Annotated in this window: 25 protein-coding genes; 14 read left to right on the forward strand and 11 right to left on the reverse strand. The window is 69.9% G+C overall.

Annotation, left to right across the window (positions count from 1 at the left end; translation table 11 throughout):
* Window positions 1–46: 46 nt before the first annotated feature.
* The 3 genes from EO776_RS14960 to EO776_RS14970 all read left to right on the forward strand — a co-directional run bounded on the left by EO776_RS14960 (window position 47) and on the right by EO776_RS14970 (window position 2,736).
* Window positions 47–523, forward strand: coding sequence for a hypothetical protein (locus EO776_RS14960; protein WP_094520610.1), 477 nt, complete (start codon window positions 47–49; stop codon window positions 521–523).
* A 134-nt stretch (window positions 524–657) separates the two neighbouring features.
* On the forward strand, window positions 658–1,470 hold the full coding sequence (locus EO776_RS14965) for a hypothetical protein (protein WP_094520609.1): 813 nt from the start codon (window positions 658–660) through the stop codon (window positions 1,468–1,470).
* Between the two features lie 120 nt (window positions 1,471–1,590).
* Window positions 1,591–2,736, forward strand: a complete 1,146-nt coding sequence (locus EO776_RS14970; RefSeq protein WP_094495148.1) for an aminopeptidase — start codon at window positions 1,591–1,593, stop codon at window positions 2,734–2,736.
* Window positions 2,737–2,773: 37 nt separating this feature from the next.
* Here the strand turns inward: EO776_RS14970 and EO776_RS14975 are convergent, their stop codons facing one another.
* Complete coding sequence (locus EO776_RS14975) at window positions 2,774–4,078, reverse strand: O-acetylhomoserine aminocarboxypropyltransferase/cysteine synthase family protein (protein WP_049933351.1); 1,305 nt, start codon at window positions 4,076–4,078, stop codon at window positions 2,774–2,776.
* A 182-nt stretch (window positions 4,079–4,260) separates the two neighbouring features.
* Between EO776_RS14975 and EO776_RS14980 the strand changes: the two genes are divergently transcribed.
* Window positions 4,261–5,490 carry an SPFH domain-containing protein gene (locus tag EO776_RS14980; RefSeq protein ID WP_094520608.1) on the forward strand — a complete coding sequence of 410 codons (1,230 nt, stop codon included), beginning with the start codon at window positions 4,261–4,263 and terminating at the stop codon, window positions 5,488–5,490.
* Window positions 5,491–5,515: 25 nt separating this feature from the next.
* Here EO776_RS14980 and EO776_RS14985 read toward each other — a convergent pair whose 3' ends face one another.
* The 3 genes from EO776_RS14985 to uvrB all read right to left on the reverse strand — a co-directional run bounded on the left by EO776_RS14985 (window position 5,516) and on the right by uvrB (window position 8,837).
* A complete protein-coding gene (locus EO776_RS14985; RefSeq protein ID WP_094520607.1) occupies window positions 5,516–6,109 on the reverse strand; it encodes a hypothetical protein in 594 nt (197 codons plus the stop codon).
* A 75-nt stretch (window positions 6,110–6,184) separates the two neighbouring features.
* Entirely contained in the window at window positions 6,185–6,715 is a 531-nt protein-coding gene (locus EO776_RS14990; protein ID WP_086216333.1) for a hypothetical protein, read from the reverse strand.
* Window positions 6,716–6,782: 67 nt separating this feature from the next.
* Window positions 6,783–8,837, reverse strand: a complete 2,055-nt coding sequence (gene uvrB / locus EO776_RS14995; protein ID WP_086216334.1) for an excinuclease ABC subunit UvrB — start codon at window positions 8,835–8,837, stop codon at window positions 6,783–6,785.
* Between the two features lie 128 nt (window positions 8,838–8,965).
* On the opposite strand from uvrB, the gene EO776_RS15000 reads away from it, so the two are divergent.
* Both EO776_RS15000 and hisG read left to right on the forward strand, forming a co-directional pair.
* Window positions 8,966–9,373 carry a hypothetical protein gene (locus EO776_RS15000; RefSeq protein WP_094520606.1) on the forward strand — a complete coding sequence of 136 codons (408 nt, stop codon included), beginning with the start codon at window positions 8,966–8,968 and terminating at the stop codon, window positions 9,371–9,373.
* Between the two features lie 453 nt (window positions 9,374–9,826).
* Window positions 9,827–10,717 carry an ATP phosphoribosyltransferase gene (gene hisG / locus EO776_RS15005; RefSeq protein WP_094520605.1) on the forward strand — a complete coding sequence of 297 codons (891 nt, stop codon included), beginning with the start codon at window positions 9,827–9,829 and terminating at the stop codon, window positions 10,715–10,717.
* A 16-nt stretch (window positions 10,718–10,733) separates the two neighbouring features.
* Here the strand turns inward: hisG and EO776_RS15010 are convergent, their stop codons facing one another.
* From EO776_RS15010 to larB, 3 genes are all read right to left on the reverse strand, one after another.
* Window positions 10,734–10,997, reverse strand: a complete 264-nt coding sequence (locus tag EO776_RS15010) for a GIY-YIG nuclease family protein (RefSeq protein WP_049932157.1) — start codon at window positions 10,995–10,997, stop codon at window positions 10,734–10,736.
* 109 nt (window positions 10,998–11,106) lie between these two features.
* The gene (locus EO776_RS19095; protein WP_008440770.1) at window positions 11,107–11,259 is read right to left on the reverse strand and encodes a DUF7563 family protein; all 153 of its coding nucleotides are present in this window, start codon (window positions 11,257–11,259) and stop codon (window positions 11,107–11,109) included.
* A 135-nt stretch (window positions 11,260–11,394) separates the two neighbouring features.
* Complete coding sequence (gene larB, locus EO776_RS15015; RefSeq protein WP_094494219.1) at window positions 11,395–12,162, reverse strand: nickel pincer cofactor biosynthesis protein LarB; 768 nt, start codon at window positions 12,160–12,162, stop codon at window positions 11,395–11,397.
* A gap of 302 nt (window positions 12,163–12,464) precedes the next feature.
* Between larB and EO776_RS15020 the strand changes: the two genes are divergently transcribed.
* A complete protein-coding gene (locus EO776_RS15020) occupies window positions 12,465–12,632 on the forward strand; it encodes a DUF1931 family protein (protein ID WP_004047560.1) in 168 nt (55 codons plus the stop codon).
* A 78-nt stretch (window positions 12,633–12,710) separates the two neighbouring features.
* On the opposite strand, the gene rpiA is transcribed toward EO776_RS15020, so the two are convergent.
* The gene (rpiA, locus tag EO776_RS15025) at window positions 12,711–13,445 is read right to left on the reverse strand and encodes a ribose-5-phosphate isomerase RpiA (protein WP_094494218.1); all 735 of its coding nucleotides are present in this window, start codon (window positions 13,443–13,445) and stop codon (window positions 12,711–12,713) included.
* A 99-nt stretch (window positions 13,446–13,544) separates the two neighbouring features.
* On the opposite strand from rpiA, the gene EO776_RS15030 reads away from it, so the two are divergent.
* Complete coding sequence (locus tag EO776_RS15030) at window positions 13,545–13,805, forward strand: hypothetical protein (protein ID WP_049932131.1); 261 nt, start codon at window positions 13,545–13,547, stop codon at window positions 13,803–13,805.
* Window positions 13,806–13,813: 8 nt separating this feature from the next.
* Here the strand turns inward: EO776_RS15030 and EO776_RS15035 are convergent, their stop codons facing one another.
* Together EO776_RS15035 and EO776_RS15040 are read right to left on the reverse strand one after the other, a co-directional pair.
* Window positions 13,814–14,938: an ORC1-type DNA replication protein gene (locus EO776_RS15035; RefSeq protein ID WP_099288929.1), complete on the reverse strand. Its 1,125-nt coding sequence runs from the start codon at window positions 14,936–14,938 to the stop codon at window positions 13,814–13,816.
* Window positions 14,939–15,043: 105 nt separating this feature from the next.
* Entirely contained in the window at window positions 15,044–16,156 is a 1,113-nt protein-coding gene (locus EO776_RS15040) for a TIGR01177 family methyltransferase (RefSeq protein ID WP_246041456.1), read from the reverse strand.
* A gap of 84 nt (window positions 16,157–16,240) precedes the next feature.
* Between EO776_RS15040 and EO776_RS15045 the strand changes: the two genes are divergently transcribed.
* Together EO776_RS15045 and EO776_RS15050 are read left to right on the forward strand one after the other, a co-directional pair.
* Entirely contained in the window at window positions 16,241–16,801 is a 561-nt protein-coding gene (locus EO776_RS15045; protein ID WP_049932128.1) for a TATA-box-binding protein, read from the forward strand.
* Between the two features lie 93 nt (window positions 16,802–16,894).
* A complete protein-coding gene (locus tag EO776_RS15050; RefSeq protein WP_049932127.1) occupies window positions 16,895–17,254 on the forward strand; it encodes a DUF7473 family protein in 360 nt (119 codons plus the stop codon).
* Window positions 17,255–17,309: 55 nt separating this feature from the next.
* Here EO776_RS15050 and EO776_RS15055 read toward each other — a convergent pair whose 3' ends face one another.
* The gene (locus EO776_RS15055; protein WP_094552649.1) at window positions 17,310–19,526 is read right to left on the reverse strand and encodes an ATP-dependent DNA helicase; all 2,217 of its coding nucleotides are present in this window, start codon (window positions 19,524–19,526) and stop codon (window positions 17,310–17,312) included.
* A gap of 148 nt (window positions 19,527–19,674) precedes the next feature.
* On the opposite strand from EO776_RS15055, the gene EO776_RS15060 reads away from it, so the two are divergent.
* The 4 genes from EO776_RS15060 to hemL all read left to right on the forward strand — a co-directional run bounded on the left by EO776_RS15060 (window position 19,675) and on the right by hemL (window position 25,061).
* Window positions 19,675–20,175, forward strand: coding sequence for an ACT domain-containing protein (locus tag EO776_RS15060; RefSeq protein WP_089308480.1), 501 nt, complete (start codon window positions 19,675–19,677; stop codon window positions 20,173–20,175).
* A 182-nt stretch (window positions 20,176–20,357) separates the two neighbouring features.
* Window positions 20,358–21,389: a DNA repair and recombination protein RadA gene (gene radA / locus EO776_RS15065; protein WP_049932122.1), complete on the forward strand. Its 1,032-nt coding sequence runs from the start codon at window positions 20,358–20,360 to the stop codon at window positions 21,387–21,389.
* Window positions 21,390–21,884: 495 nt separating this feature from the next.
* Window positions 21,885–23,612 carry an ammonium transporter gene (locus tag EO776_RS15070; RefSeq protein WP_176454938.1) on the forward strand — a complete coding sequence of 576 codons (1,728 nt, stop codon included), beginning with the start codon at window positions 21,885–21,887 and terminating at the stop codon, window positions 23,610–23,612.
* A gap of 111 nt (window positions 23,613–23,723) precedes the next feature.
* On the forward strand, window positions 23,724–25,061 hold the full coding sequence (gene hemL / locus EO776_RS15075) for a glutamate-1-semialdehyde 2,1-aminomutase (protein ID WP_086216037.1): 1,338 nt from the start codon (window positions 23,724–23,726) through the stop codon (window positions 25,059–25,061).
* Window positions 25,062–25,209: the final 148 nt, after the last annotated feature.

Consider the following 25,209-nt stretch of genomic DNA (forward strand, 5'->3'; position numbering starts at 1 on the left):
GGCGGCCCAAAGCATATGATTCGCTCGGCCGAACCCGCCCGCCGGGATGGACCGCAGGCTGCTCGTCGTCCCGGGTGTCCTCCTCCTGCTCGCCCTGATCGCGGACGTGAGGGTCGTCCGCTGGGAGGCGGCGCTCCGCGCGGGACCGGGGCTCGAACGACACCGGACCGTGAACGCGACCGGCCTCCCCGCGAGGTGCGCAGAGGCCGCCGTCGCCCTCGCCGACGGCGACGACGTCTCGATGCGGGGGTATCGGATCGCTCCCGGCTCCCTCGATCTCGTCGTCGAACGCACCTCCGCCTCCGGTCGGTGGGCGCTCGGCGACGCGAACTGCGCGGACCGCCTCGCCGGAGTCGACGACCTGCGCGTCGACGGCCGCTCGTACCGGGTGCTCGGTCAGTACTTGCGCGGGCGAGTTGACCGGACCGCGCTGTTCGGGCTGGCGCGGCTCGGGAGCGGAGTCGTGGGCGTCGGACTGCTCGCGGTCGGGCTCCTCGCGACCGTCGGTCGGGAATCCGAGTGACGGCGGTCTCGACTCCGAGTGACGGCGGTCTCGACTCCGAGTGACGGCGGTGGCCGGTTCCGACCGGCCGCTCACCGGGAACCACCGCCGCTCATCCTCCAATTTTATTAGCTGTCTGAGCAGTTACCGACGGTATGGAGTGGCACGAGCGTTCGGAGGCCGGGGCGGACACGCTGCGCCGACAGGCGGTTCGAATTCCGCTCCCCGACAGGGAGGCGGAACGGGACCTCCACGAGAACATGGCCCGGATCGCGGACGCCGGCGAGCGGCAGGCCCGGCTACTCGACGATCCGGACGTCCCGCTGACGGAAGTGTACGAGGACGAACTGGACGAGATGCGACAGAGCTTCGAGTACCGCTTACAGCAGGTCGCCGGCGAGGAGTACTACGACGTCGCGACCGCGTATCTCGACGGCGAACGCGACGACTGGATCGGAGCGCTCGCCGCGTACTACTTGGAGTGTTACTACCGCTTACAGGAACGCTACACTGTCGACGAACAGATCTTCTTTCTGTTGATCCTCCGATACCCGGACTGTTTCACGGTGAACCTCAGTTTCCTCGGCGGTGAGATCAGCCGAGACGCGGTTCGGTACGAGTCCTCCGCGCTCGCGGACGCGGACCTCACGGAGCGCGGTCAGGAGCAGTACTACGCGGACAGCCAGTACTCCCAACACGAGGCCGCGGAGTACCTCCGCGAGAGCGTCGGCTGTATCCGCGAGGCGTTCCCGGACCCGGACGCGACCTCGGCCGAACGGCGGCAGTACGGCGGGTTCATCCATCTCACCGGACGGCAGGGGCCGACGTTCGCGGAGCTGCTCGACTCCTGGGCTCCGGACCCGGACCGGTTCGACGAGCCGGCCGCCACGCCCGATATCGTTTCGGAGGGGCCGGAGGCAAGACGAGCGAAGCGAACGCTCCTCACCGACGCCGAAGTGTTGATCTGACGGTCGCGGACCGGTCTCGACGGTCGGCGGCAACCGGGCGGACTCGTCGCGGCCCAGCTTGCGGGGACCGGTCCGACCGTCCCGGCACCGATTTACCGCTCCCCCGCGACACGAGTAATCATGGACGAACGCGTACGCGAGCACGCCGAGGTGCTTGTCGACTGGAGCGCGCGGATCGAGGCCGGCGACGACGTGGTTGTCAGCGTCGCGGAGGACGCCCACGAGCTGGGGGTCGCGGTCGCCGAAGCCCTCGGCGAGCGGGGCGCGAACGCCACGACGATGTACGGCTCCGCGGAGCTCTCCCGCGCCTATCTGAAAGGCGTCGAGGCCGGGACCGACGGCGATGTCGACGCGGACGACTTCGACTCGGACCCCGCGGTCGAGCGCGCGATGTTCGAGGCCGCCGACGCCTACCTCCGAGTCGGGGGCGGGCGCAACACCACCGCGGTCGCGGACGTCGACCGCCCGACCCGGCAGGCGTACGCGAAGGCGCGGCAGGGCGTCCGCGAGGCGCGGATGGACACCGACTGGGTGTCGACGGTCCACCCGACGCGGAGCCTCGCCCAGCAGGCGGGGATGGCCTACGAGGAGTACCAAGAGTTCGTCTACGACGCCGTCCTCCGCGACTGGGAGTCCCTCGCCGACGAGATGGCCGAGATGAAGTCTGTCCTCGACGCGGGCGACGAGGTCCGGATCGTCACCGAGCGCGACGGCGCTCCCGACACCGACGTGACGATGTCGATCGCGGGCCGCACCGCGGTTAACTCCGCCGCCTCCGTCGCGTACGACTCGCACAACCTCCCTTCCGGTGAGGTGTTCACCGCGCCGTACGACACCGAGGGCGAGGTCTTCTTCGACGTGCCGATGACGATCGACGCGACGCGGGTCCGGAACGTTCACCTCGCGTTCGAGGGCGGCGAGGTCGTCGACTTCTCGGCGGAGTCCGGCGAGGAGGCAGTCGCGGACGTCCTCGACACCGACGACGGCGCGCGGCGGCTGGGCGAGCTCGGGATCGGGATGAACCGCGGCATCGACCGGTTCACCGACTCGATCCTCTTCGACGAGAAGATGGGCGACACCGTCCACCTCGCGGTCGGCCGCGCCTACGACGCCTGCCTGCCGGAGGGCGAGTCCGGCAACGACAGCGCGGTCCACGTCGACATGATCTCCGACGTGAGCGAGCGCTCCCGGATGGAGATCGACGGCGAGGTCGTCCAGCGGAACGGGACGTTCCGGTGGGAGGACGGCTTCGAGGCGGAGAACTGACCCTGTCAGAAACGGGGCAGCGAAGGGCGGACCGCGGCTATTCGGTCGCCGCCTCGATAGCCGCTTCGAGGTCGGCGACGATGTCGGCGGGGTCCTCGATGCCGACGGAGAGGCGCACCATGTCTGGGGTGACGCCGGCGGCCTCCTGTTCCGCTTCGGTCAGCTGCTGGTGCGTTGTCGACGCCGGGTGGATGACGAGCGTCTTCGCGTCGCCGACGTTCGCGACGAGCGATGCGAGGTCGGCCTCCTCGACGGTCGCGCGAGCCGCCTCGTAGCCGGCCTCCAGCCCGAACGTGAGCATCCCGCCGTAGCCGCCTTCCAGGTACTCGCTCGCCTCCTCGTGGGTCTCGTGGCTCTCCAGCCCGGGGTAGTTCACCCACGCCACGTCGTCGTGGTCGTCGAGGTACTCGGCGACGATCCCCGCGTTCTCGCAGTGGCGGTCCATGCGCAGCGGGAGCGACTCCGTCTGCTGGAGCGTGTTCCACGCGTCGAACGGCGACTGCTGGTCGCCCAAGTCGCGCAGGCCGCGAGTGATCGCCGCGAAGGTGAACGCCGCGTCGCCGAACCGCTCGGCGAAGTTGATCCCGTGGTACGCGGGGTTGTCCTGCGCGATCTCGGGGTACTTCTCGGCGTGGTCGGCCCACGGGAACGAGCCGCCGTCGACGACGACGCCGCCGACCGTGGTGCCGTTGCCGGTGAGCCACTTCGTCGTCGACTCCCAGACGAGGTCCGCGCCGTGTTCGAGCGGCCGGCAGAGGTACGGCGTCGCGAACGTGTTGTCGACGAACAGCGGCACGCCGTGGTCGTGCGCGATGTCGGCGATCCGCTGGATGTCGGGCGTGACCAGGGCGGGGTTCCCGATCGTTTCAAGGTGGACGTACGCCGTGTCCTCGTCGATGGCCTCGGCGTACCCCTCGTAGTCGAGGGGGTCGACGAACCGCGTCGAGACGCCGCGGCGCTCGACGGAGTGAGTGAGGTAGGTGTAGGTGCCGCCGTACAGCGCCGACGAGGTGACGATGTTGTCGCCCGCCGAGGCGAGGAGGAACGTCGTCACGTCGAGCGAGGCCATGCCCGAGGCGGTCGCGACCGCGCCGACCCCGCCCTCAAGCGAGGCGATCCGCTCTTCGAGGGCGGCGTTGGTCGGGTTCATCAGCCGGGAGTAGACGTTGCCGGCCTCCTCCAAGCCGAACAGGTCCGCGGCGTGGTCGGCGTCGTCGAACTGATAGGCGGTCGTCTGGTAGATGGGCGTCGCGCGGGCGCCCGTCGCCGGGTCCGGGTCAGAGCCGGCGTGGACGCTTCGCGTGCTGAACTTCGGGCCGTCGTCCCCCTCGTCGGATGGCATGGATCTCTGTTCCGCTGCCGCGTAGTTAAAGCCGACCGGCCCACGCGGGCGTTTCCGGTATCTCTGAGATCGGCGGTCAAGCGCGTGCGAGGACGACGGCGGGAACGACGGATCGCGAGAGATGACGCGTCAGCGCGCGAACTCGTGGCAACCGTTAACAGCGTCGGGCCGTAACTTCCGGTATGGGAACACAAGGTCCGCGCGGCGATTCCGCCGAGCTGGAGGAGCTGCTGGGGGAGATCCCGGACGGGGTCTGGCAGTACCTCGCGCTCGGCGTCGCCCTCCTCGTCGCCGTCGCCCTCCTCGGGCAGAGCCTCGCGTTCGGCGTCGCGGCGCTGGCGGTGCTTTTGGCGGCCGTCACGGTCGTCAGCGCCGTCGAGATCGTCGACGCCTACGACAAGGAGGCGCTCACCGTCTTCGGCGAGTACCGCGAGCTGCTCGAACCGGGCGTCCACCTCATCCCCCCGTTCGTCTCGCGGACGTACGCGTTCGACATGCGGACCCAGACGATCGACGTGCCGAGCCAGTCGGCGATCACGCGGGACAACTCCCCCGTGACCGCCGACGCGGTCGTCTACATCAAGGTGATGGACGCGAAGAAGGCGTTCCTCGAAGTCGACGACTACAAGAACGCCGTCTCGAACCTCGCACAGACCACCCTCCGCGCCGTCATCGGCGACATGGAGCTCGACGACACGCTCTCGCAGCGGGAGCTGATCAACGACCGGATCAACGAGGAGTTAGACGAACCCACCGACGAGTGGGGGATCCGCGTCGAGGCCGTCGAGGTCCGCGAGGTGAGTCCCTCACAGGAGGTCCAGCGCGCGATGGAGCAACAGACCGGCGCGGAGCGCCGCCGCCGCGCGATGATCCTCGAAGCGCAGGGTGAACGCCGCTCCGCGGTCGAGCAGGCCGAGGGTGACAAGCAGTCCAACATCATCCGCGCGCAGGGCGAAAAACAGTCCCAGATCCTCGAAGCGCAGGGAGACGCCATCTCGACCGTCCTCCGCGCCCGCTCCGCCGAGTCGATGGGCGAACGCGCCATCATCGAGCGCGGCATGGAGACCCTAGAGGAGATCGGGAAAGGCGAGTCCACCACCTTCGTCCTCCCGCAGGAGCTCACCAGCCTCGTCGGCCGCTACGGCAAGGCCCTCTCCGGCTCCGACGTCCAAGAGATGGAGGGGTTAGAGGGCAAGGAGTTCGACGAGGAGACGGAGAAGCTGCTCGGGTTGGAAGACATCGAGAGCGCCCTCGAACAGATCGACACCGTGGCCGACGACGACCTCCGCACCGACGAGACCCGGGACGGGGACGCGGCCCGCGACGTCGACCTCGCCAAGCAGGAGGCGGCGACCCGCGAGGCCGACCGCGACATCGAACTGGAGGCCGAAAGCGAGCGGCCGAGCGACTGAGACGCGCGGGCGATCGTGAGCCGGGTCAGGGCCGCCAGCGGTCCGGGTCGACTGCCCAGAGGAGGGCGACTGCGACCGCGCCGCCGACCCCTCCCGTGACCAACGAGAGGGGGTCGGACGCCCCCGCCGCGAGCGCCGCGAGCAGCAGGACGGAGCCGGCGAGGAGGGCGACGGTGTCCTCGGTTGTCGTCGCGCGGACCACCGGCGCCACGGCGCCGCCGACGGCCGCACCGGCGGCGATCCGCGCGGGCGGACCGGTCGTGAGGACGGCGTGTGCCGCCGGGTTCGTCGCCGTCGCGGGGGCCGATCCGGGCGCCGCGACGAGGCCGACGCCGAACGCGAGCGCGGCGACGGCGCCGAACGCGGGCGCGACCAGCGCCGCGCGGGCGGAGCCGTCGCCCCCGGTCGCGGCGGCCGCGCCGCCGACGAGCAGGACCGACCCGGCCGCGAGGAGCGCGGGGGCGGCGAGCGATGAGAGGGGAGCGGGTGCGGTCAGCGCGATTCCGTCGGCCGCGGACGAGGAGGGGACGAACGCCGGCGCGACCGTTCCCGCGAGACCGATCGCGGCGACGCCGACGACGAGGAGGGCCGAACCGAGGAGTCGACTGCGGAGTGACATGCGTGACCGGAAGCGTCCCGGCCACAAAACGATCGCGGGACCGAGCCGGGATCGCGGCGGAGGGGGGCCCGACCGTCACACCGTGATGCCGGCGCGCTCGTCGCCGATGGCGACGATCACGCGCTCCGGGGGGCCGCGCTCGTCCGCGAGGCGCAACAGGAGCGTCTTGACGACCGGCTCGTCGGCGTCGATCTCGCCGCGGACGCCGCCTTGGTCGACGGCGATCCGAAGCGAGTGGTCGCCGGTGCGGCTGATCCCGCCGAGCCGGAGGCGGACCTCGGGCGCGGTGAGCCGCTGGGCGATCACTAAGATCGCGTCGCCCCCGTCGTCGACGAAGTCGGTGCGCTCGACGAACGCGCGGGACTCGGTCGCGTCGGGTTTGAGCGCGCCGCGGGCCGCGGCGGCGGACCGGAAGGAAGCGGCGTGAGTCGGTAGCTCCTCCGGGCGCGCGAGGACGCTGCGCGCGTCGACCATCGGGTTGCCGTCGACGTACCGGCTCCGCACGCCGAGGTCGCGCGGCGTCGAGGCGGCCACGTCGTGGAGGCGGTCGACGCACCCGGCGGTGGCGACCGCGAGCGCTCCGGAGACGACAGCACGACGGTACACGGGCGAGAGTGTGGCACAGCGACGTAAAAACCCCGCCGTCACGGTGACGCGGGCTGAGAATCGGGCGCTACTCGTCGATCATCGGCGCGGGCACGCCCTCGTCGCCGCCGTCGATCTCGAAGGCGCGGCGCAGCTCCGCGATCCGGTCGCGGATGTCGGCCGCCAGCTCGAACTCGAGGTTGCTCGCGGCCTCGTCCATGCGGTCCTCGAGGGCCTCGATCTGGGCTTTCGCCTCGGCTTCGCTCTCCACGTCGCCGACGCTGACCGACGAGGTGTCCGTCTTCGAGCCGGGGAGGTTCGTCTCGCTGACCGGCTTGTCGATGGTGGTCGCCTCGTAGCCGTGCTCGGCGTTGTACTCCAGTTGGATCTCGCGCCGGCGCTGGGTCTCCTCGATCGCCGCCTCCATCGAGTCGGTCACCTCGTCAGCGTAGAGGACGACCTCGCCGTTGACGTTGCGCGCGGCCCGCCCCATGGTCTGGACGAGCGTCGTGGTGGAGCGGAGGAACCCCTCTTGGTCGGCGTCGAGGATGGCGACGAGGCTCACCTCCGGGATGTCGAGCCCCTCGCGGAGCAGGTTGATCCCGACGAGCACGTCGATGTTGCCTAGGCGGAGGTCGCGGATGATCTCGTGGCGTTCGAGGGTGTCGGTCTCGTCGTGCATGTACGCCACGTCGACGCCCGCTTCCTCGAGGTACTCCGTGAGGTCCTCGGCCATCCGCTTGGTGAGCGTGGTGACGAGGACGCGCTCGTCGCGCTCGATCCGGTCGTCGACGCGTTCGAGGAGGTCGTCGACCTGCCCCGTCGCGCCCGTCACCTCCACCTTCGGATCGACGAGGTGGGTCGGCCGGACGATCTGCTCGACGATCCGGTCGGAGGTCTCGCGCTCGTAGTCGCCCGGCGTCGCGGAGACGTAGAGGGTGCGGTCCGTCTTCTCCTCGAACTCCTCGAACGTCAGGGGGCGGTTGTCGTAGGCGGTCGGGAGCCGGAACCCGTTCTCGACGAGCGAGTCCTTCCGCGACTTGTCGCCCTCGTACTGCCCTTTGATCTGCGGGATCGTCTGGTGGGACTCGTCGACGACGGTGAGGAAGTCGTCGGGGAAGTAGTCCAGCAGGGTGTAGGGGGCGTCGCCGGACTCGCGGTCGTCCATGTGGACCGAGTAGTTCTCGATCCCGGAGCAGTAGCCCGCCTCCCGCAGCATCTCGATGTCGAAGGTGGTCCGCTCCTCGATGCGCTGGGCGGCCACGAGGTCGCCCTGCCGCTCGAAGTAGCTCACCCGCTTCTCCATCAGGTCCTCGATCTCCGCGATCGCCTGCTCCAGCTTGTCGTCCGGGATCGAGTAGTGCTCCGCCGGGTGGAGCATCACCGCGGGCTCCTCGGAGACGACCTCGCCGTGCATCGGGTCCACCTTGATCATCCGGTCGATCTCCTCGCCCCACAGCTCGACGCGCACCGCGTAGCGCCCGTACATCGGGTATATCTCGACGGTGTCGCCCCGGACGCGGAACGTCCCCTGCGTGAAGTCCACGTCGTTGCGCTCGTAGTTCAGGTCGACGAGCCGGGTGAGCAGCTCCTCGCGGCCGACCTCCTCGCCGACCTCCAGGCGGAGCGCCATGTCGCGGTAGTTCCCCGGGTCGCCTAGCCCGTAGATGGCCGAGACGCTCGCGACGACGATCACGTCGTCGCGGGTCAGCAGGGAGCGCGTCGCGGAGTGGCGCAGGCGGTCGATCTCCTCGTTTATCGACATCTCCTTGTCGATGAACGTGTCCGTCTGCTCGACGTACGCCTCCGGCTGGTAGTAGTCGTAGTAGGAGACGAAGTACTCGACGGCGTTGTCCGGGAACAGCTCGCGGAACTCCTCGTACAGCTGGGCCGCGAGCGTCTTGTTGTGGGCGAGAACGAGAGTGGGCTGGTCCAACTCCTCGGCGACCCACGAGACGGTGTTGGTCTTCCCGGACCCCGTCACGCCGAGCAGCGTCTGCTTTGTCGCGCCCGACTCGTACCCCTCGACGAGTTGCTCGATCGCCTCGGGCTGGTCGCCCGCGGGCTCGAACGGGGCGTCGACGCGGAGCGGGCGGTCGACGGTCGGGCGGTCCTCCGAGAGGGGGGAGTCGGCGTCGCTCACGATACGCGTCGTTGGGCGGCGAGCCACTTGAGCGGCGCGGCTACGTCGGTGACTGCGACAAAACCGGTTCCGCGCGGACGGTTCCGCTCGGGGGAAAACCGATTACTGATCCGACGGAACACCCGGTCGTGTCCCTCCTCACTCCCCCCGTCGCCTTCGGCGCCGCCCTAGTGCTGTTCGTCTGGCTCGCATCCGGCGTCTGGGTGAACCTCGACGCGCACGCCCGCGGAAGTGACTATCCGGCCGTCTGGGGCGTCTTCGCACCGCTCTCGGGAATTGTGCTGTTCTACTACCTGCTGTGGTGGCGCCGCGGACGGTCTCGCGAGTACCCGCCGTCGCGGTGGGAGCGGGCCACCGCGATCGTCGCCGTCGCCGGTCCCGCGGGGCTGGTCGTCGGGAGCCTCGTCTCGCCGCCCGATCCGATCTCCCAGCTGACCGTCTGGCCGGTCGCGTTCGCCGGCTGCCTCCCCGTCGCGTACTGGGTGGTCGGAAGAAGATTCGACGCGACCGGCGACTCGTATATAAGCGGTTGGTAACGAATCGGCGACGAACACCGCCAAAGCCCCAACTGCGAGGGCGCAGTACGCTTGTTGCGCTCCTCGGTTGCTCACTCCGTTCGCTCCCTGCGGTGCTTACGTCGTCATCAGAACGCTCCGCGTTCTGATTGGCTCATGAGAGCTTCGCTCTCCTGAACGCCTACTGCGCCCTCGCGGTAGCGTGGCGCTACGCGCCACGGGCAGCCGGCGGCTTCGCCACCGGCGACTACCCCTTTGGGTCCCACCCCGCACGGCACCGCGCCTCACACCTCCCCAGCCTCGTCGGTCGCCGTCGCTTCGCTCGGCGACCGACTCCCTCGCGCGTGCGGTTCGCGGCCTGACGGCCGCTCACCGGCACGCGCCACCGCATCTGTTTATAACCAGTCTCGCGTCGCTACCAGTCCCGCCCCTCCGGACGAAAACGTTTCCCCCTGTCCGCGCGACGCTCCCCGTATGCGCATCGCCGTCCCCAACAAGGGCCGCCTACACGAGCCGACGCTCTCGCTGTTGGAGCGCGCGGGGCTCCACGTCGAGGAGACCGCCGACCGCCAGCTGTACGCCGACACCGTCGACGAGGACGTGACGGTGCTGTTCGCGCGGGCGGCCGACATCCCCGAGTACGTCCGCGACGGCGCGGCCGACCTCGGCGTCACCGGCCTCGACCAGGCGGCCGAGTCCGGCGGCGTCGTCGACGTCGCGAGCGCGGCGGCCGAGGGCGACCTCGTGGACCTGCTCGATCTGGGCTACGGTTCCTGTCGGCTCGTCCTCGCCGCGCCCGAGGCCGGCGGGGTGTCGGCGGTCGAGGACCTAGCGGACAGGACGGTCGCGACCGAGTTTCCGAACGTCACCCGCGACTACCTCGACCGCGTGGGCGTCGACGCCGACGTGGTCACGGTGACGGGCGCGACGGAGCTGACCCCGCACGTCGACATGGCGGACGCCATCGTCGACATCACCTCGACGGGGACGACGCTGAAAGTGAACCGGCTGGCGGTGATCGACGACGTGCTCGACTCCTCCGTCCGGCTGTTCGCGCGCCCCGACGTGGTCGACGACGCGAAGGTCGAGCAGGTGGTGACCGCCTTCGAGTCCGTCCTCGCCGCGGACGGCCGTCGCTACCTGATGATGAACGCGCCGAAAGAGCGGCTCGACGCAGTGAAGGACGTGATCCCCGGGCTCGGCGGCCCGACCGTGATGGACGTCGAGGCCGACGAGAACGGCAACGGGATGGTGGCGGTCCACGCCGTCGTCGACGAGCGCGACGTGTTCGAGACGATTTCGGAGCTCCGGTCGGTCGGCGCGACCGGCATCCTCGTCACGGAAATCGAGCGCCTCGTGGAGTGAGCGAGAGGCGAAGCGGTCAGTCCCCCGCGTCGTCGCCCTCGCCGATCAGCCGCTCCTTCTCGGCGCGCGACAGCGACTTGACCGCGTACTCCCGCGACATCGCCGCCGACTTCGAGTCGAACGACTCGACGTGGCGGAGGGTGACGGGGGTCCGCCCGCGGGTGTACTTCGCGCCCTCGCCGGCGTCGTGTTCGGCGACGCGCCGCTCGACGTCGGTCGTGTACCCGGTGTAGAGGGTGCCGTCGGCGCACTCGATGACGTACACGTGGTGGTCGGCCACGGTCGGCCGTCCGAGCGCGAGCGGCAAGTGTGTGCGGGTGTGCCCGGAGGGGCAGGCGAACGGAGCAGTCGCTCCCCGTGCGCTCGTCCTTCGATCGGCGTTTCGCCGGTCAGTCCCCGGTTCGAGTCCGCTCGCGAGACACCTCTGCGATGCCCGCGTTCGCGGAGCACTTCGGGCACGCGTTCAGGTCGCCGCGTTCGTCCGCGAAGACGCGAGCGAAGCGGTCCGAGACGTGCGACCCGCAGTGGTCACAGCGTGGCATGTGATGCCGACGTGCGTCGGCAACTACCATACGGGCTCGACGAACTAATACCCTTTTTCGACCCAGTCGGCTGCCGGTATACGGTCGGTTAAGCGAGTCCGGATGTCGCCGGATCTCCTCGCTCGATCCCCCCGCTCACTCGGCGCGCGCGGCGTCGACCGCGCGGGCGATCAGCCCGGCCTGCGCGCCGGCGACGAACCCGGCGTCGACGTTGACGGTCGTCAGCACGGAGCACGACTGGAGCGCCCCCTCCAAAGCCGCCACTCCCTCGCCGCCGACGCCGTAGCCGGTCGAGACGGGGAGCGCGATCACGGGGGCGTCGACGAGGCCGGCGACGACCGTCGGGAGCGCCCCCTCGCGACCCGCCGCGACCACGACGGCGTCCGCCTCGCGGACCCGGTCGGCCTGGTCCACGATCCGGTCGAGGTTGGCGACGCCGACGTCGTCGACCCGGTCGACGGTCGCCCCGATCTCGCGGGCGACGACCGCGGCCTCGCCGGCGACGGGCGCGTCCGCGGTGCCGGCGGCCACGACCGCGACCGCGGCGTCGAGCGAGGGGAGTTCGAAGTCGGCCGCGTGCGCGACGACGGTCCCGGTCCGATCGTCGCGCTCGACCGTCGCGTCCGGTCCCACGTCGCCGACCGCCGACGCCACCGCGGCCGCCGTCGCCTCGTCCGCCCGCGTCACGAGCGCCCGGCCGGTGGTGTCGAGCGCCGTCGTCGCCAGGGCGGCGACCTCCGCGGGTGTCTTGCCCTCCGCGAGGATCGCCTCCGGGATCCCGCGGCGTCGCTCGCGGGCGGCGTCGAAGCGCCCCGCGTCCGTGGTCGCGTAGCCCGCGAGCCGCGACTCCGCCTCCTCGATGCCGATCTCACCCGCCTCCAGCGCCGCTAACGTCTCTCGCATGGGGCGTCGTCGGGGGCGGCCTCGGTCGAAGCTGTCGGTTCGAGCCGGGCGCGCCGCGCGCGAGGTCGAGCCGGGGTCGAAGCGCGTTCGCGAGCGTCACGCGACGACGCGCGCTCCGTCCGGACCGCGCTCGGAGTGGGGTCGGGCCGCGTTTCGCGTCGTGTTCGCGGCGGGGCGGAGACGAGAATCTCACAAGACTTATACGCGCTTGTACTCGCGGCCTCCCGCGAACGGGCCGCACGGCGCCCCTCGCGGTCGAATTCAGGAACTCTTATTAACCATCACCGGGTAGGCCCGATCGCATGGCAGACCTCATTGTCAAAGCGGCCGTCAAGGAAGCCCTGGACGACAAGAACGTCGCTTCGGACTTCTACGACGCGCTGGACGACGAAGTGGACGAGCTGCTCGAAGACGCCGCGCGCCGCGCCGAGGCCAACGACCGGAAGACGGTCCAGCCGCGCGACCTCTAAGACGGAACTCGTTTCCGTTCCATTTTATTTGCGTGCCGCCCGCCGAGCGGCCGCGCTGCGGGGCGTCGCCCGGGGATATCAGACCGACTCGATCCGGACGCCGGACTCGGTGCCGACATGTATCTCGTCGGTCATCCCGACGAACAGCCCGTGCTCGACGACGCCCGGAACCTCGGCCAGCGTCGCCGACAGGGCGACCGGGTCGGCGATCTCGCCGAACGCGCAGTCGAGCACGAGGTTCCCGTTGTCAGTCACCACCGGACCGTCTTTCCGCTCCGCGCGCCGCAGCGTCGGCTCGCCGTCGGCCTCCCGGACGGCCGCGGCGACGGCGGTCCGTCCCGATGGCAGCACCTCGACCGGGACCGGCCGGTCCAGCCGCGGCGACTCCTTCGAGGGGTCCGCGACGACGAGGAAGCGGTCGGCCGCGGCGTCGACCAACTTCTCGCGGGCGTGGGCCGCGCCGCCGCCCTTTATCAGAGCCCCGCCGGTGTCGGGGGCGCCGCCCCCGTCGACGCCGGTCGCCACCTGGTCCGCGCCGTCGATGGCGAGGTCGATACCCGGGCCGTCGAGACCGACCGCCTCGGGGAGGTCGAGGCAGGGAATCCCCGCCCCGACCGCGAGTTCGCGGCTCGCGAACGAGGTCGGGACGCCCCGGACGTCGAGGCCGGCGTCGACCCGGTCCCCGAGCCGCCGGATCGCGTGCGCCGCCGTCGACCCCGTCCCCAGTCCGACCACGTCGCCGTCGGTGACGGCCTCGGCCGCCGACTCGCCGGCGCGCCGCTTCATCGCGTCGCTCCCGCCGCTCGTCTTCATGCGACGAGGTGCGGGCGGAGCTATTGAAAAGGCGTCGGCGGTTCGCTCCGACCGCGCGACCGCCGAAATGTATTACTCGCGACGCGATCAGTCGGAAGTGTGTCCTCGGCAACCGCTGTCCTCCCGCTGTTCGGCCTGACGCTCCTCGGTGCGATGTTCGTGACCGCGGCGCTTCAGTCGCGCGGTCGACTCCCCTTCGCGGTCCCCGAAGGCGCGTACGTCGCCGTCTCGGTCGGGGCCGTCTCCGTCGTCGCGCAGTCCCTCGTCGGGTCGGACCGAGAGACCGTCGCGATCCTCGCCGTCGGGGCCCTCGCATGGGCGACTGGGTACGAGACGGCGCGTGGTGACGACGAGAGGTAGGTCGCCGCCTACTCCAACCGGTCCAAGACGGCCTCCGCGTCGTAGGCCAAGGAGAGTTCGCGGGAGCGGCCGCGGCCGTCGACGTCGGCGTACTCCGCGTCGATCACGCCGAGCTGGTCGAGCTTGTTGATGATCTCCGAGTAGCGGGTGTAGCCGAGCCCCGTCTCGTCGTTGAACGCGTCGTACACCGCGCCGGCGCGCTCGCCGTCGTGCTCGGCGAGGACGCGGACGAGGTCACGTTCGGAGTCGGAGAGCCCGCGCAGCGACCGCGAGAGGTGGACGTGCTTCGACTTGTCGTACGCGTCCTCGACGTCCTCCTTCGAGACGGTCTTCGAGGCGCGCATCTCCGCGTTGAGCCCGGCCCGGCGCAGGAGGTCGATCCCGACCCGGAGGTCGCAGCTCTCGGCGGTGAGGTCGGCGACCCGCTCCAGTTCGGCGTCACCGATGACGCCCTCGTGGAAGCCGCGCTTGGCGCGCTCGGCGAGGATGTCGTAGATCTCGGTCGCGTCGTAGACGGGGAAGTACACCTCCTCGGGCCGGAAGACCGACTGGACACGGGTGTCGAGGTCGTCGATCACGTCGAGCCCGAGGTCCGAGGAGACGACGATGACGCCGATCTTCGCGCCGGAGTGCGCCTCGTGGGCGCGGAGGAGCGAGTACAGCGTGTCGGAGGCCTCGTTCTCGTAGAAGAGGTAGTTCACGTCGTCCAAGGCGACGACGAGCACCTCGTCCTCCTCGACGAGGCGGTCGGTGATCTGGCCGAACAACTTCTTAAACGAGATGCCCGACGACGGGGGTTCGTACTCGAAGATCCCCTCGAACAGCCGGGAGAACACCGCGTAGCGCGTGGAGTCGACCTGGCAGTTGACGCGGACCGTCCGCACCTCGGTCCGGGCGCCGAGCTCGCCGAAGAGCTTCTGGACCGCGGTGGTCTTGCCTGTTCCCGGCGGTCCGCGAACCATCGTGTTGAGCGGGCGGGAGCCGCGAACCGCGGGGCGGAGCGCGTACTTGAGGTTCTCCAGTTGGCTCTCGCGGTGGCGGAACGTCTCGGGGACGTGGTCGATCTCGAACACCGACTCGTCGCGGAACACCGACTCGTCCCACGAGAGCATGTCCCCGCCGTCCCCGGTCATGCGAGTACCACGAGAGGCCGCGCACTTAACCGTTGCCCGGCGTCGGGGCGGAACTGAAACTTGTCGCGCCAGCGTCGGATAAGAGCGATTCCGCCGATCGGTCGTTCACTCTCGGTCCGGCAAGCTTCCGTCCGCGTCGGGCGAGATATCCGCCGGGTCCGCCTCGCCTCCCGCGTCCGCCTCGCGGCGCAACACCAGCACGTGGCGCGTCAGCGACCGGTGAACCCGGCGCTCGAACGCCGCGTCGACGGTCCACCCGGCGTCGCGGGCGGGACCGCGCCAGTCGCGGTCGGCGATCAGCACCGCGCGCGGCGCGACCCGGGCCGCCTCCGCAAGCGCGCCCGCGACGAGGTCGGCCAACTCGTGGCGCGCGATCTTCGACTGTCGGCCGTAGGGGGCGTCGAACGCGACCCCGTCGACGGCGTCGTCGGGAAGCGGGAGCGCGGTCGCGTCGCCGCGGGCGACGTGCCAGTCGGGGGAGGGAGCGTCGGCGTCGTCGGCGAGGTATGCGCGGAAGTTCCGCCGCGCGCCGTCGGCCATCTTCGCCTGCGCGTCGCAGGCGACCGCGTCGGCGCCGACGAGGCCCGCTTCGAGGGGGAGACCGCCGGTGCCGCACATGGGATCGAGCAGGGTCCGCCCGGGGGCGGCGCCCGCGAGGTTAGCGTAGGCGCGGGCGTCGACCGGGGCCATGCTCCCCGGCTGGAAGAAGGGGCGGTCGGTGGGGTCCGGCGCGAAGTCGCGGGCGGCCTCGGCGGCGACCCACCCGAGCGCGCACAGGTCCGCGTCGCCGCCGTCCGCGCCGGCCACCGCGTCGTGTTCGGCGCGCGGGCCGGCGGCGAAGAGCGCGCGGAGGACGTGGTCGGGGTCGTCGAGGTCGACGTCGAACCCGCGGTCGACGAGGACGCTCCCGAGTTCGCGCTCGACCGCCTCGGTGGAGACTCCCGACGTTCCCCGGACGTCGCGGGCGCGGACCGCCACGCTTCCGGAGCGGTCGAGCGGCGCGGCGCGGAGCGCGGCGACCGCGGCGTCGACGTCGGCGTCCGTCCGCGCGACCGCATCGTGGGCGGCGCGCGTGTACGCGAGGCGCCGGACGTGCGCGCCGTCGATCCCGCCGGTCCGAGCGATCCCCGGCGCGAGGAGGTCGACGCCGGTCGCCGCGGTCGCCGCTTCGCGGGCGGCGAAGGCGTCGGTCTCGCCGGCGAGTTCGAGCCAGTACACGCCGACCGCTCCGCGCGGCGACGGCAATAGCGTGGCGGTTCCGACCAGCCACCTTTTTAAGTCGTTCGGGCGAGGATGGAGGTAATGAGGGCCGACCCGAAGGAGACGATCACCGTCGAAAACGTCGTCGCTTCCACGGGGATCGGGCAGGAACTCGATCTCCAGAGCGTCGCGATGGACCTCGAGGGCGCCGACTACGACCCCGAGCAGTTCCCCGGGCTCGTCTACCGCACCACGGACCCGAAGTCGGCCGCCCTGATCTTCCGCTCCGGGAAGATCGTCTGTACGGGCGCGAACTCGGTCGAGGCGGTCCACGAGAGCCTCGACATCGTGTTCGCGGAGCTCCGCGCGCTCCAGATCCCGATCGAGGACCCGGAGGTCACCGTCCAGAACATCGTCACGTCGGCCGACCTCGGCGAGAGCCTGAACCTGAACGCGATCGCGATCGGGCTCGGCTTGGAACACATCGAGTACGAGCCGGAGCAGTTCCCCGGGCTCGTCTACCGGCTCGACGAGCCGGAGGTCGTCGCGCTGCTCTTCGGCAGCGGGAAAGTGGTCGTCACCGGCGGCACGAGCCCCGCCGACGCCGAGGCAGCCGTCGACGTGATCGTCGAGGAGCTGAACGGCCTCGGGCTGTTGGACTGACGCGGCGAGCCCGCGATCGAGACGGGGCCGCGATGCGGCGACACCGCGACCGCGTTCCGCGATCACTTTTACCCGTCGCCGCGTATGGCGACCATGCTCTTACAGACGGTGACGCCGGTCTCCGTGCTCGGGACGACCGTCCTGTTGGCGCTGTTCCTCTGTCTCACCGCGCACGTCGCGGCCCGGAACGTCCTCGGCGACGCCGACCCGCGGCGGGCCCTCTACATCGGCCCGCTGCCCGCGGTGATCAGCGTCGCCGGCAACGGGCTCGAACTCCCCGGGGGGCTCATCCTCCTCGCGGCGCTCCTCGTCGACGGGACGATGTTCTGGTGGAGCTACGAGCAGCCGCGGCGGGCGGTCGCCGCGATGACGCTGATCCACGCCGTGGTCACGACGCTGCTGGCCGGGCTCCTGATATTGGTCTCGATCCTGCTCGCGTCGATGCCCGGATAGGACGGCCGGAAGTGACGTCGAGGCGAGCGCCCGCGAGCGGGACCGCGCGCCCGCGTCACGGCGACGGCGGCGGGCCGTCGTACGCGTCGTGGTCCTGATAGAAGTTCAGCATCGCGAACTTCAGCTTCGCGGGGTCGACGTCGAGCAGCTCCTCGCGCTCCTCGGGCGGGAACGCGGACCGGACCGAGTACTTCCCCATGTCGGCGGTCGTGTAGCGCCGGTCCGCGAGGATCCGGACGCCGTAGTCGTCGGGGCCGCGGATCACTCGGCCGAGCGCCTGTCGCGTCTTGCGGATCGTCGGGACCTCGACCGCGTACGTCCACCCCGGGTCGCGGGCGCGGTCGCGGTCCGCGAACGCGCGGTCGTAGGCGTCCTGGACCGCCTCCGTGCGGTCCGAGAGGTGCGGGTACGGGACGCCCACGACGACGACCGTCCGGGCGTCGTCGCCGTCGAAGCTCACGCCCTCACCGAGCGTCCCCCACAGCGAGGTGAACAGCGCGGCGCCGTCGCTCTCGACGAACTCGCTGCGGAGCCGCTCCTCGTCCTCGCCCGGCCCGTCGAGGTGGATCGGACCGAGGTCGACGGCGTCCGCCGCGGCGCCGCCGGCGGCGCTTCCGCCCCCGCTCGGCCCAGCGAGCCGCTCGTGGTAGCGCTCGGCCTCGGCGTACGACGGGAAGAAGGCGAGCGTGTTGCCCGGGGTAAAGCGGATTGCGTCGCGGAGCAGCGACGACACGGCCTCCTGCGTCTCCGGGTCGTTTCGGTCGGCGGCGAACAGCGGCGGCACGTCGGCGGCGAACGTCCGGCGGTTCGCCTCGGGGTACCCCATGTCGTAGGCCATCGAGGCGACGTCCTCCAGCCCCAGCACGTCCTCGGTCACGTCGAACGGGCGCAGCGTCGCGCTCATCAGGACCGAGGCGGCCACCTCGTCGAACAGCTCGCTCGTGACGCTCCGCGGGATACAGGTGTACAGCTCCGCCCGGCCGTACACCTCGTCGGTGCCGCCGTCGCGCCGGACGGAGAGCACGGGATACTGGCCGAACTCCGCGCCCTCGTCCATCCACGTCGAGACGAACCGGGCGGCCGCGAGCGTCTGCGACTCCGACCGGGTGGTCGCCTCCCCGTCCCGGTAGCGGCGCTCGTACTCCTCGTCTATCGCCTGGCCGAGCTGGACGGCGAGCTCGGTCTCCGCGTCGATCCCCGTCCCCTCGTAGTTGCGGAGAAACGCGAGCGTGAGGTCGTCGCGGCGGTCGTCGTTGGCGACCGCAATGTCCTCCCAGTTCTCCGTCACGGACTCGGAGCCGCCGAAGCCGAGCGCGTCCTCGTACGTCTCGACGAGGGCGTCGCGGAAGGCGCGGAGGACGTTCTCGGCGGGCTCCGCGCGGGAGTCGTCGCTGTCGGCCACCTCGTCTAAGGCGGCGTCGAGCGTGTTCTCCGTCAGCGTTCGGGTGGCGTGGTCGCGGGCGGCGTTCTCGATGTTGTGCGCTTCGTCGAACACGGTGATTATCTCGCTCGGGTCGCGGTCGATCCACCGGAAGAACTGCTCGCGGATGTTCGGGTCGAGCAGGTGGTGGTAGTTACAAACGACCAGGTCGACCCCCTCCATCCCCTTCTTCAGCAGCTCGTAGCCGCACAGCGCGCGCTCGTCGGCGTACTCGTACACGTCGTCGGGGGTGCGGACGTCCTCGAAGAGCCACCCGAAGAAGTCGTCCGTGTCGCGGGTGAGATTGTTGCGGTAGTGTTCGCAGACGTTCGCGGCGTCGTACTCCTCCATCTCCGCCTCCAGCTCGTCGAGTTCGTCCATGACCGACTCGCGGGCCTCGGCGGCGCCCGTATCGCCCTCGCGGCTCTCGGCCAGCAGCTCGCGCTGTCGCGACTCCAGCTCGCGGACCTCGCTCTCCGTCTCGACCATCTCGCGGGTGGTGTCGCGGAGGGTCTGACACTCCTGGTAGTCGACGTCGATGTGGCACATCGACGACTTCCCCTTGAACACGACCGCGCGGATGGGTTCTTCGCGCGTGATCGCGCGGGCGTCCTCGACGAACTGCCGCATCTGCTGGTGGACGTTGGTCGTGATGACGACCGTGCGGTCGTGCTCGCGCGCGTGTTCCAGCGCGGGCACGAGCGCCGAGAGGGTCTTCCCGGTCCCGGGCGCCCCCTCGAACAGCACGTCCTGTCCGCGGTCCAGCGCGTTGGCGACCCGGTCCATCGCCTCGCGCTGGTTCGGGTACGGCTCCTCGTACGGGAAGAACCGCAGGTGCGGCGACTCTGACACGGGGTGGAGTTCGGCGGCGTCGGCTAAAAGGGGTCGGGTGGCGGGGCGGAAGTGGTCCGGGCCGGCGGGGTCGCCAGACGACCGCGACGCGACCGGCCGCGACGCACCCGCCTTTTTAACGCCCGGCCGCGACCACTCCCGACAACGAATGTTCGACGAGATCCTCGAGAAGTTCGAGGGGTCACCCAGCCAGCAGGCGGTGATCCGGCTGTTCTTGGAGCGCGGCTTCTCCGTCAACGAGGAGGGGCGGGTCGTCTCCGGCGGGATCGAGATCCCCTACACCGGCATCGCGCGCGAGCTCGACGTGGACCGGCGCGTCGTGGACTCGACGACCGACGCGATCCTGGCCGACCCCGAGCTGAAGCGCATCTTCACCAACATCTCGTCGGTCCCGAGCCTGATGGACCTCGCCCCGGTCCTCGACCTGACGGTGCTCACCATCGAGGTCGCGGCCGCCGACGAGGCCGGGATCGTCGCCGAGGTAACGGGGATCCTGGCCGACCGCGGCGTCTCGATCCGGCAGGTGCTGAGCGAGGACCCCGAGTTCACCGACGACCCGAAGCTGTACGTGATCACCGACGCCGAGCTGTCGGGCGACCTGCTCGTGGAGATCCGCGACCTCGGGTACGTCCGCCGCGTCGGCTTCTGAGGACCCGACCGCCGGGTCGCCCCTGACCCCTCGACCAGTTTCACCGCGCGACAGAGCGGGCCGCTCCGACGAACGCTTTCGAGAGATAGCGAACCGCGACCGAGCGGTGACGCTCGGCGAACTTCACTTTCACTCGGGTGTAAACCAGTCTTTATACGGGATGGCAAACAAGTACTGTGTACATGCCTGAAGACGAACTCGAGGACCTCCCCGGCGTCGGCCCGGCAACCGCGGACAAGCTCGTGGACAACGGATTCGAGAGTTACCAGTCGATCGCCGTCGCGAGCCCCGGCGAGATGTCGAACACGGCCGACATCGGCGAGTCGTCCGCCGCCGACATCATCAACGCCGCCCGCGACGCCGCCGACGTCGGCGGCTTCGAGACCGGCGCGAGCGTGCTGGAGCGCCGCCAGGAGATCGGCAAGCTCTCCTGGCAGATCGACGAGGTGGACGACCTGCTCGGCGGCGGCATCGAGACGCAGTCGATCACGGAGGTGTACGGCGAGTTCGGGTCCGGGAAGTCGCAGGTCACCCATCAGATGGCGGTCAACGTCCAGCTAGAGCCGGAGAACGGCGGCCTCGACGGCGGCTGTATCTTCGTCGACTCCGAGGACACGTTCCGACCGGAGCGGATCGACGACATGGTCCGCGGGCTCGACGACGAGATCCTCGCCGACGAGATGGAGCGCCGCGAGATCGAGGGGACGCCCTCGGACGAGGAGGCGCTCGAAGAGCTCGTCGAAGCGTTCCTCGACCAGATCCACGTCGCGAAGGCGTTCAACTCCAACCACCAGATCCTGCTCGCCGAGAAGGCGAAGGAGCTGGCCGGCGAACACGAGGAGACGGAATGGCCGATCCGGATCGTCTGCGTCGACTCCCTCACCGCGCACTTCCGCGCGGAGTACGTCGGTCGGGGCGAGCTTGCGGATCGCCAGCAGAAGCTCAACAAACACCTCCACGACCTGATGCGGATCGGCGACCTGTTCAACACCGCCATCCTCGTCACGAACCAGGTCGCGTCGAATCCCGACTCGTACTTCGGCGACCCGACGCAGGCGATCGGCGGCAACATCCTCGGACACGCCTCCACGTTCCGGATGTACCTCCGCAAGTCGAAGGGCGACAAGCGGATCGTCCGCCTCGTCGACGCGCCGAACCTCGCCGACGGCGAGGCCGTGATGCGCGTCCAGAACGAGGGTCTGAAGCCGGAATAACGGTGTTTCCGGGACATCGGTCGGCAGAGAGGGCAGTCTGACACCGCCGAGATATCGATTCCGTCGAGGGACCGCGAGACGGGTTGACAAACGTCTACTTCTGCCGACGAGGCCGGAACGACCCGAATTCGGGACGGAGAGCCCGTGCGACGCCCAAGCGCGGGACGGCGGCGCGGCAATACTCGCCAGAGGGGACCGCGCCCGCCCCGAGAGCGCCGCTCGGCGACGGGTCACGCCGAAATAGATAGCTGAGCTACACAACGACCGTCGAGTTCGAGCGCAACAATTGCGGCGGAACCGCGAGAAAAACGTCCTTATATTCCATAGCCACGTCCTTATATCGGACGACCGCCGTATTATCAACCGTGTTTTTTGTGAAACTCAACTCTAACGTTTATGTATAGGCGTTCCCGGGAATCGAAACGTGATTCAGCACATGAACACGAGCGAAGCACGGTTTGAATCGGACGAGCGTTCAGTAGAGGTGGATGAATTGTGACGGGCGGCGTCCTCGCCACGATCGATCCGAGCACGTTCGCGTCCGCGATGAACGGGACGTGGATCCTCGTCGTGACGTTCCTCATCTTCTTCATGCACGCCGGCTTCGCCATGCTGGAGGCCGGGCAGGTGCGGTCGAAGAACGTCGCCAACCAGCTGACGAAGAACCTCCTGACGTGGAGCGTCGGGGTGGCGGTGTTCTTCCTCATCGGCACGGCGTTCACGAGCCTCGTGAACGGGTCGTCGGGGATCGCCTCCGCCGCGGGATCGCTGTACTCCGGCGGCGAACTCGCCGTCGAGTCGGGCGTGGTCGGTCCCTACGTCAACTGGCTCTACGGCGCGGTGTTCGCGATGACCGCAGCGACGATCGTCTCCGGGGCGGTCGCGGGTCGCGCGAAGCTCCGCGCGTACGTCACCTACACGTTCCTCCTGGCCGCGGTCATCTACCCGATGGTCATCGCCTTCACGTGGTCGGCCTCCGGTGACGGGCTCGTCGCACAGCTGACGGGCACCGCGTTCCACGACTTCGCCGGCGGCATGATCGTCCACGGCATGGGCGGCATCGCGGGCCTCACGGCCGCGGCCATCCTCGGGCCGCGGATGGACCGCTACGGGAAGGACGGCTCGACGAACGTCATCCCCGGTCACTCGCTGACGTTCGCCGTGCTGGGGACGCTCGTCCTCGCGTTCGGCTGGTACGGCTTCAACGTCGGCACGGCGTCGGTGGTCAGCGGCGGCGTGTTCAACACGCTGACGCTCAACCTCGTCGCGATGGGGACGACGATCGCGATGGCGTCCGGCGGGATCGGCGCCGCGCTCGTCGTCTGGGCGAAGACCGGGAAGGTCGACACCCTCTACGTCGCCAACGGCCTGCTCGCCGGGCTCGTCGGCATCACCGCAATCCCCGACACCACGGCATGGTGGGGCGCCGTCGTCGTCGGCGGGCTCGCCGGCGCGCAGCTCCCGATCGTCTTCGAGTTCGTCTCGGACAACCTGAAGATCGACGACGTCTGCGCGGTGTTCCCGGTTCACGGGAGTGCTGGCGTTCTCGGGACGCTCCTCTTCCCGTTCGTCGCCGCACCGGGTCAGCTCAGCGCGGGCATCGGCGCCCACTTCGTCGCTCAGCTCGTCGGCGTGGTCATCATCGGCGGCTGGACGATCACCGCAACCGGTGCGGTCTGGTACGTGCTCAAGCTCGCCGGCGAGGCGCGCGTCACCGCCGAGCACGAACAGGAGGGCCTCGACATCTCCGAACACGGCGTCGAGACCTACCCCGAGTTCGGCGGCGACCGCGTCGCGACCGACGGCGGCCCGTCGGTGATCGACACGACCGAGTCCGATGGGGAGTCTCCCCGGGCCGACGGCGGCGCGGCGGCCGGCACGGACATCAAGATGGTCACGGCGGTCGTCCGCCCCGACAAGCTCGGAGACATCAAGCAGGCGCTCGCGGAGATCAACGCCCCCTCGCTGACGGTGACGAACGTCTCCGGTCGCGGCAGCCAGCCCGCGAAGAAGGGCCAGTGGCGCGGCGAGGAGTTCACCGTCGATCTCCACCAGAAGGTGAAAGTCGAGGTCGTCGTGGCCGACATCCCGGCCGACGAGGTCGCGGACGCCATCGCCGACGCCGCGAAGACCGGCGAGGCCGGCGACGGCAAGGTGTTCATCATGCCGGTGGAGGACGCGCTCCAAGTCCGCACCGGTGCGACCGGAACGGAGGCGGTGTAGCGACGCTCCCGGCGGGCAGACACCGCGCACGGATCGACGGACGGACTTTTTTCGGGCGGGCGTGACGGCGGTTCGGCAACTACTTTCAGCCCGCCGACCCAACCGGTCGGTATGAACCACGAGCGCTCGCGCGAGTTGTACGACCGCGCGCTGTCGGTCATGCCGGGCGGCGTCAACTCTTCGGTCCGGGCGACGATGCCGCACCCGTTCTTCGTCGAGCGCGGCGACGGCGGCCACGTGATCGACGCCGACGGGAACCGCTACGTCGACTGGGTGATGGGGTACGGCCCCCTCCTTTACGGCCACGACCTGCCCGACCCGGTGGAGGCGGCGGTCCAGTCGCACGTCGCGGAGGGACCGATGTACGGCGCGCCCACGGAGATCGAGGTCGAACACGCCGAGTTCGTGGCGCGGCACGTCCCGAGCGTCGAGTCGATCCGCTTCGTCAACTCCGGCACGGAGGCGACCGTCTCGGCGGTCCGACTGGCGCGCGGCCACACCGACCGCGACAAGATCGTCGTGATGCGGGGCGGCTACCACGGCGCGCAGGAGTCGACGCTCGTGGAAGGGTCGCCGGGCGACGCGCACCCGTCGACGGCGGGGATCCCGGAGGCGTTCGCCGAGCACACCCTGCCGATCCCGTTCAACGACCCGCAGGCGGCGAAGGAGGTGTTCGCGGAACACGGCGACGAGATCGCGGCCGTCCTCGTCGAGCCGATACTCGCCAACAAGGGGATCGTGATGCCCGTCGACGGCTACCACGAGACGCTGCGGGACCTCTGTGACGACCACGGCTCGCTACTGATCTTCGACGAGGTGATCACCGGGTTCCGGGTGGGCGGCCTCGGCTGCGCCCAGTCGAAGTTCGGCGTCACCCCCGACGTGACGACGTTCGGGAAGATCATCGGCGGCGGCTTCCCGGTCGGCGCGATCGGCGGGAAAGCGGAGATCATCGAGGGGTTCACGCCCGCTGGCGAGGTGTTCCAGTCCGGCACCTTCTCCGGGCACCCGGTGACGATGGCCGCCGGGAAGGCCGGGCTGGAGTACGCGGCCGAAAACGACGTGTACGAGCACGTCAACCGCCTCGGTCGGCAGCTCCGGGAGGGGATCGCCGAGATCTGCGCCGAGCGCGCGCCGGAGTACACCGTCGTCGGCACCGACTCGATGTTCAAGACGGTGTTCACCCGCGAGGCGCCGGACGACGTCGACGCCTGTTGCGCGGGCGGCTGTCGGCAGGACCCGGACTGCGCCCGGTACGACTCGTGTCCAAAGACGGGCGCCGACGTGGCCGACGCTGCGACCGACCGCTGGGAGCGGGTGTTCTGGCAGAAGATGAAAGACCGAGGCGTGTTCCTCACCGCGAACCAGTACGAGTGTCAGTTCACCTCCTACGCGCACACGGAGGAGGACGTCGAGACGACGCTCGAAGCGTACCGCGAGGCGCTGTAGACCGGGCGACCGGCGATCTCCGGGCCGTCCGGCAAACCTTGCGCGCGCCGGGCGGTGCGGAACAGTTTTATATCGGAGATCGGTACATACACGCGATGACCGCAGTGGCTCGTCTCGACGCCGCCCTTCTCCGAGGCCGACGAGCCCT

Origin of the sequence: Halorubrum ezzemoulense (genome assembly GCF_004126515.1) — an archaeon.
Classification (GTDB): Archaea; Halobacteriota; Halobacteria; order Halobacteriales; family Haloferacaceae; genus Halorubrum; species Halorubrum ezzemoulense.

What these genes read in the sequence shown, in the direction of transcription:
- EO776_RS14960 (WP_094520610.1), top strand. Translation starts at nt 47, where the DNA reads ATGGACCGCAGGCTGCTCGTCGTCCCGGGTGTCCTCCTCCTGCTCGCC.
- EO776_RS14965 (WP_094520609.1), top strand. Translation starts at nt 658, where the DNA reads ATGGAGTGGCACGAGCGTTCGGAGGCCGGGGCGGACACGCTGCGCCGA.
- EO776_RS14970 (WP_094495148.1), top strand. Translation starts at nt 1,591, where the DNA reads ATGGACGAACGCGTACGCGAGCACGCCGAGGTGCTTGTCGACTGGAGC.
- EO776_RS14975 (WP_049933351.1), bottom strand. Translation starts at nt 4,078, where the DNA reads ATGCCATCCGACGAGGGGGACGACGGCCCGAAGTTCAGCACGCGAAGC.
- EO776_RS14980 (WP_094520608.1), top strand. Translation starts at nt 4,261, where the DNA reads ATGGGAACACAAGGTCCGCGCGGCGATTCCGCCGAGCTGGAGGAGCTG.
- EO776_RS14985 (WP_094520607.1), bottom strand. Translation starts at nt 6,109, where the DNA reads ATGTCACTCCGCAGTCGACTCCTCGGTTCGGCCCTCCTCGTCGTCGGC.
- hisG (WP_094520605.1), top strand. Translation starts at nt 9,827, where the DNA reads ATGCGCATCGCCGTCCCCAACAAGGGCCGCCTACACGAGCCGACGCTC.
- EO776_RS19095 (WP_008440770.1), bottom strand. Translation starts at nt 11,259, where the DNA reads ATGCCACGCTGTGACCACTGCGGGTCGCACGTCTCGGACCGCTTCGCT.
- larB (WP_094494219.1), bottom strand. Translation starts at nt 12,162, where the DNA reads ATGCGAGAGACGTTAGCGGCGCTGGAGGCGGGTGAGATCGGCATCGAG.
- EO776_RS15020 (WP_004047560.1), top strand. Translation starts at nt 12,465, where the DNA reads ATGGCAGACCTCATTGTCAAAGCGGCCGTCAAGGAAGCCCTGGACGAC.
- rpiA (WP_094494218.1), bottom strand. Translation starts at nt 13,445, where the DNA reads ATGAAGACGAGCGGCGGGAGCGACGCGATGAAGCGGCGCGCCGGCGAG.
- EO776_RS15035 (WP_099288929.1), bottom strand. Translation starts at nt 14,938, where the DNA reads ATGACCGGGGACGGCGGGGACATGCTCTCGTGGGACGAGTCGGTGTTC.
- EO776_RS15045 (WP_049932128.1), top strand. Translation starts at nt 16,241, where the DNA reads ATGAGGGCCGACCCGAAGGAGACGATCACCGTCGAAAACGTCGTCGCT.
- EO776_RS15050 (WP_049932127.1), top strand. Translation starts at nt 16,895, where the DNA reads ATGCTCTTACAGACGGTGACGCCGGTCTCCGTGCTCGGGACGACCGTC.
- EO776_RS15060 (WP_089308480.1), top strand. Translation starts at nt 19,675, where the DNA reads ATGTTCGACGAGATCCTCGAGAAGTTCGAGGGGTCACCCAGCCAGCAG.
- radA (WP_049932122.1), top strand. Translation starts at nt 20,358, where the DNA reads ATGCCTGAAGACGAACTCGAGGACCTCCCCGGCGTCGGCCCGGCAACC.
- hemL (WP_086216037.1), top strand. Translation starts at nt 23,724, where the DNA reads ATGAACCACGAGCGCTCGCGCGAGTTGTACGACCGCGCGCTGTCGGTC.